The 5869-nt window shown below is 36.9% G+C and carries 6 protein-coding genes; 3 read left to right on the forward strand and 3 right to left on the reverse strand.

Annotated features, from left to right (window positions below; translation table 11 throughout):
* Positions 1-102: 102 nt before the first annotated feature.
* Entirely contained in the window at positions 103-1356 is a 1254-nt protein-coding gene (locus ACEW8U_RS19055) for an ATP-binding protein (RefSeq protein ID WP_373523650.1), read from the reverse strand.
* Between the two features lie 252 nt (positions 1357-1608).
* On the opposite strand from ACEW8U_RS19055, the gene ACEW8U_RS19060 reads away from it, so the two are divergent.
* Together ACEW8U_RS19060 and ACEW8U_RS19065 are read left to right on the forward strand one after the other, a co-directional pair.
* On the forward strand, positions 1609-2376 hold the full coding sequence (locus ACEW8U_RS19060; RefSeq protein ID WP_373523651.1) for an abortive infection system antitoxin AbiGi family protein: 768 nt from the start codon (positions 1609-1611) through the stop codon (positions 2374-2376).
* 26 nt (positions 2377-2402) lie between these two features.
* Positions 2403-2930, forward strand: a complete 528-nt coding sequence (locus tag ACEW8U_RS19065) for a hypothetical protein (RefSeq protein ID WP_373523652.1) — start codon at positions 2403-2405, stop codon at positions 2928-2930.
* 30 nt (positions 2931-2960) lie between these two features.
* On the opposite strand, the gene ACEW8U_RS19070 is transcribed toward ACEW8U_RS19065, so the two are convergent.
* Together ACEW8U_RS19070 and ACEW8U_RS19075 are read right to left on the reverse strand one after the other, a co-directional pair.
* Complete coding sequence (locus tag ACEW8U_RS19070) at positions 2961-3200, reverse strand: hypothetical protein (protein WP_373523653.1); 240 nt, start codon at positions 3198-3200, stop codon at positions 2961-2963.
* Positions 3201-3387: 187 nt separating this feature from the next.
* Positions 3388-4488, reverse strand: a complete 1101-nt coding sequence (locus ACEW8U_RS19075) for an RES domain-containing protein (RefSeq protein ID WP_373523654.1) — start codon at positions 4486-4488, stop codon at positions 3388-3390.
* A 286-nt stretch (positions 4489-4774) separates the two neighbouring features.
* Between ACEW8U_RS19075 and ACEW8U_RS19080 the strand changes: the two genes are divergently transcribed.
* Positions 4775-5869 (forward strand): metallophosphoesterase N-terminal domain-containing protein (locus tag ACEW8U_RS19080; RefSeq protein WP_373523655.1); only part of this gene is annotated, 1095 nt, incomplete at its 3' end.

Consider the following 5869-nt stretch of genomic DNA (forward strand, 5'->3'; position numbering starts at 1 on the left):
ATTTTCACTACATGATTACTTTTACTTATCCCATTGAGTTAATTTACTCAATACATTGAGTAAATTTTTAAAAACACACCTTATAATTTGATTTTCAATAAGTTAAATAAATATTTTTAAGCAAAAGAAACCAAAAAAGGCAGTCATATTGACTGCCTTTTTTAAAAATAAATCCACTACATCCATTTGCAAAAACTCCTGCCATAGAATCCCGCCTGCACCGATCAACAGGGATTTCTTAGGGTTGAATTTTTTATCGAACGCATTCAAGCCAGATAGCTTTCCTGTCTTACCGGACTTCACTTCAAGTCCAATCACCTGCTTCTTATATTCAACCACATAATCCACTTCGTCATTGCCTTCCCTCCAATAATATAAAAAAAGCTTTTTGTCCTTGAATACCTGATTGATCAGGTGCGCACCAACGGCAGATTCCACCCACCTACCCCACGCCTCATGGTCCTCAAGCAAAGTATCGAGACTTTCGCCCGAAATACCCGACATGATCGCGGTGTTATGAACCTGAAACTTGGGACTGGAAGAACGCTTTCGGACCATATTTGGACTGTACTTTTCCAATCCCGCCAACAACCCGGCATCATTTAGCAGCTCTAGATAATTTGCCAGTGTGGTGGTATTGCCCGCATCAGTCAGTTGCCCCATGATCTTGGTAAAGCTCAGAATCTGTCCCGAGTACGCCGATCCCAACTCAAAAAAACGCTTCATCAAGGCAGGTTTATCCACCCGGGTTAGCATCAGGATATCTTTGGAAATGCTGGTTTCCAAAAGCGCATCACGGACATAGCTTTTCGATCGGTCTTCATCTTCCCTAAGCGTAATCGCACCAGGATAGCCTCCAAACCATACAAACTCCTCAGCCTTCAGACTAAAAGCATCCTTCATTTCCTTATAGGACCAATGCCCGAGGTAAGTGGCTTCAAACCTTCCTGCCAAAGATTCTGTCAGTCTCTTCTGCTGCATCAACCTCGATGAACCCAGCAAAACAACCCGTATATCCTTACCCTCAGCGGCATCCCTATCCCATTCGGCTTTGATCTGCTCGGACCAGTTGTCGATCTTTTGGACTTCATCGATGACCAAAAGAAAAGGTTTGTCAGCCTGTTGTTGCTGTAGGATCCGGACATTTTCCCATTGCTGCGTTATCCACAAGCCATCTCCTGCCGGCACAGCATCCGCCGCCACCAAATGATGGGGATAATCAAGTTCTTCCATAATCTGCCTAACCAAGGTAGTTTTACCCACCTGCCGAGGTCCATAGATGACCTGTGTAAACCTCCTAGGTTCATCCTTCAGCCGTTTCAACAAAGCTACTTTTTCTATTCTTTGGTATGTCATAATTATTTTACTCAATATATTGAGTAAATTCAATTTTTTTTTATATTTAATTTATTTTCAGGGGTTTGTAAGTTATATAAAGGAAATACAGAAGGCTTGAAAAGAGGATAATAATTGATATTAAGAAATTAATTGATATTTGGATGATAATGATTCAAGTCCTCAGATGAGTAGTTTATTTGATAAAAGTTTTATTCTTTTTAATTTGAAGTCATGTTTTGAATACGTTTTTAATAAGCCTTCATTTTTATTATGATAGCAAGCAGTCTTTTTCATTTTACAGGAGATCATCTTAATATCCTCAAAATCCTTGAAGGAAAATCCTTACGGGCATCCTTCAACATTGAAACAGTTCAGGATTTTTTCCCCAATAAGAAATTTATAGCAACACCAATGGTATGCTTTTGTGATATCCCTTTAAAGTTTATTTCAAGAGATCACACAAAAAGGTATGGTTCGTATGGAATAGGCTTTAAAAAAGATTGGGGTATCAAAAATAAAGTTAGTCCAATACTTTATAGATTAGAGCAGTCCGGATTTTCAAATTCTTTCCTAAATTCATCTTTTGAATTGAATACCATCATTGAAAGGCTGGAGGGATTGAAAATGTTATATGGAGAGAGTGATTCGGAAATACTGGACATTCAATATATGGTTGGGGCCTTACATAGCCACTCTGAAAATATGGCTGGTTTCATTAAGTCTTATGAAGAACTATATAAAGGACAAAACAGGAATAATTATATCGACAGAGAATGGAGGTGGGTGCATGAAAGAACAAAAAAAGAGTTTCATGACAAGGATGATGAAGACTACCGAAAGCGATTGAACATTAAATATCATAAAAATCCTGATTATTTGTTTTTTGAGATAGATGACTTAAACTATCTGGTTGTCAAAGAGAAAAAAGATATTGATTTAATGATGGACAAAATCAGAAAGCTAAGCCTTTCGGAAGTAGAAAAATTCGCTCTTGTACAAAAAATTATCGATATTGACAGTATAAATTCAGATATGTGATGGAAAGAAATCTAAATAGAACAATTATGAAATATAGGAATTTGAAGGAAAGTTCCTCCTATCCCTATGAAATACATGAACAGGATTCACTTAATACTAGAAATAGAAAAAAGGCTGCCATAAAAGAGTTTGAAAATTTAAAACAGGAAATTATTGGTCACTCCAATTCAAAGGAACTTCCAAATAAGTATAAAAGGCAAGTGCAAGAGGCTATAGAGATTTTATTGGACTATGCACAGAAAAGTAAAACTGGACTCCCATTAGATAGGAATCAAGGTATTGGTATTGAGAATTTTGTTTACGGCAAGTTTATGCGTGTAATACTTGATGCTATTAAATTGAATTTTACTGTAAATTCCCCTACTTTTTATTATAGTGCTGACAGCGATTTTGATGAAAAAGAAATTAGAGAAATATTGGAAAAATTTAAAACCAATCTATCGAAATCTAAATTCAATACCTTTTTTGAGCTTGAAGATTTTGTCGATGATTACGTCGCTAAAATCAGGGAATTATGGAAAAATGAAAATAGTAGAATAACAGTGGGGGCTTAAAGGTTTACTCAAGGTTATAATAAATTTCAACTATTCCAGAAGAAGTATTTGAAGTTCCAAATAATCTATTGAATTTTCCAATTCAGTCAATTCACCTTTTAATTGAAGGTTTTCGTACTCCAAATCCGAAATTCGATTTTCAAGTTCATAGTTCTTTTCATCAAGTTCATCTAATCTATTTTCAATTTGATTAAGATTTGAATTGTATTTTTGATTACAACTGAAAAAAATAAGAAAGATAACGGCGGGAGTAAGTTGGATGTACTTCATTTTTATAAAATCTTAGGCAGTTAATTAACAATTTTTAAATGTGGTGAGATGTTTAATCAATACAAGACTAGCGAAAAAATAAAAGTATTCGAAAAACAAATCAAATAGCATTTTCATGTTTATATCGTTTTATTTAAAAATAAACCAATTAACTCAAACTTTCAAGTCTTTTCTAGAATCTCAATTTTTAAGATGATTTTATTATTGAACCAAATTCACCCCTTAATCTTTTCAAATCCTCAGACATTTCAATTTTTCCAGCACTCTCGCTCAAATCATTTTTCATTTTGACATAATCAATCTCAGAAAGTACCGGAGCAATCCAATCAAAGATATTAGTAAGGTTTTTGCAAAACCCTTTCTCATCCGGATCCTTAACCGGAAAAGCATAATTCAAAACAGGTTTGGTTTTCCCATCATATATGAATTTTGTGGACGGATATCTAACCCCATCTAATTTAGTATTCTTCTTTATAAAACTCATTAGCATTTGCGGAATAATGTACTCAGGATTGAAGGGGCGATTATGTGGAGGAGCCGTTTTGAATAAGCAAGCTGATGAAAAAGGGAGATACGCAAAAAACCTTAAAGCTGTCCCATTAAATCCACCATGTTTTAAATTCCAAATTATCAAATCGGGAAAATCAATAGTAATTACATTCAACAATTCACGACTTGTGAATTGAGAAATGTAATATTTAAAAAGATCTCCTCCGTTGAAAACTTCATGTTCACAAATTTCAATGGATTCCCCCAAATACAAGGCTGGGATTCCAGAAATGCTAAATCTATAGTTTTTGCACTTGCGTCTATCATGATACTTAATGTGAAATAAATCATCCTTTTCGAAGGGTCGGAGTTTACCATCTTTCCAGTCAGCACGTCTAATACGGAATAAGTCTATTGGATCAAGAGATGAAAACGAATCAAAGGACAAATCGCTTCCTTTTGAAGCTTCGTCTACCGTTGATTTTTTGGTATTTGTTGGATTGGGATATCTTGCCATGAGTATATTGAAAAGATGAATGGCATTTTCGTCATCGTCATTTAATTTACTCTGGATAACTCTATATGTCAGATCATAAATTTTTTCAAAAGTGGACTTTACTTCGAGTACATCTGATTTGAACCAATCAAATTCAGTTTCGCAAAAACTTTGAATCTCCTCAATAGTATTTTGGTACGAAGACAAAAAATTATCCTTTTCATCTCTGGACTTAAACGGAAATGGGAATTTCTTTTTGAACTTTTCTAAATCATTGATAATCCCTTGGGTTATTGAATGCATTGAATGAAAGTTTGTTTCTTCAAATGTCAGAAACAGAGATGTTACTACAAAGAAATTTCTAATTCTTGTGGATTTATTTAGGGTTAAGCCAGGGATTAAGACCTTCTCACTTAGATGACCAAAAAAGATTCCTCCGACAATCATTGGCAGTCTGAAGACTGCAAAGAAAATGGTCCAAGACTAAGTTTTGAACCAAACCACTCCCCATCCTTAACCATAGCATAACCTTTTCAAAACACAACATTCACCAAAATCCCTTAATTTTATCCAAAACTCACCAAAGCCCATGAAAAGAATTCAACTACTACTCATTGCCCTGATTTTTGCTGGTTCGGCATTTGCCCAGCAAAAAGTCAATGGAATCGCCTATGAAGACCTTAACGCAAACGGCAAAAAAGAAAGAAGGGAAAAAGGACTGCCCAATGTTGTGGTTTCCAATGGCCTTCAAGTGGTACAAACAGACAAAAACGGAAAGTATGAGCTTCCCCTTGCGGAGGACCAAACCATCTTCGTCATCAAGCCGGCTTCCCATGAACTGCCGACCGATGCCAACAACATCCCCCAGTTTTACTATATCCACAAGCCCAATGGTTCTCCCGCCAACCTGAAATATCCCGGAGTTGCACCCACAGGAAAACTTCCCAAGTCTGTAGATTTTGGTCTCCGGCCTGGAAATGACAGCAAAAAGTTTACAGCACTGATCTTCGGTGATCCACAGCCTTATACTTTGGAGGAGATAGAACATTTCAAAAAAGGGATCGTCTCGGAAGTTGAAAATATTCAAGACATTGCTTTTGGGGCAGCTTTGGGAGATCTGGTTGGAGACAGACCTGACTTTTTTCCAATTTATAAGGAGGCTGTGGGCAAGATTGGAGTGCCATGGTTTCAGGTCATGGGCAACCACGACATGAACTTTGATGCAGGCAAAGATGAGTACAGTGATGAATCTTTCACAGCAAATTTTGGTCCGGCTACTTATGCCTTCAATTATGGGGATGCGCATTTTGTAGTCCTGGAAGACATCCTCTATCCTGACCCGAGGGACGGACAGGGATATTGGGGAGGATTAAGGCCGGATCAGTTACAGTTTTTGGAAAACAACCTCAAGCTGGTACCCAAAGACAAGTTGGTAGTGTTGTTGATGCATATTCCCTTGTTTGAAGAAAACGGGGACAGCTTCAGGGATGCCGATCGGGAAAAAATCCTGGAACTGCTTTCCCCTTTTGCGAAAACCTTTTCTATGTCCGCACATACCCATTATATGAAGCAGACATTTTTTGGAAAAGAAGACGGCTATAATCAGCCAAAGGCACACCACCACTACAATATAGGCACACCTTCGGGAGATTGGTACAGCGGAAAAATACTTGCTGACGGCACA

Source organism: Aquiflexum sp., assembly GCF_041751335.1.
Lineage (GTDB): Bacteria > Bacteroidota > Bacteroidia > Cytophagales > Cyclobacteriaceae > Aquiflexum.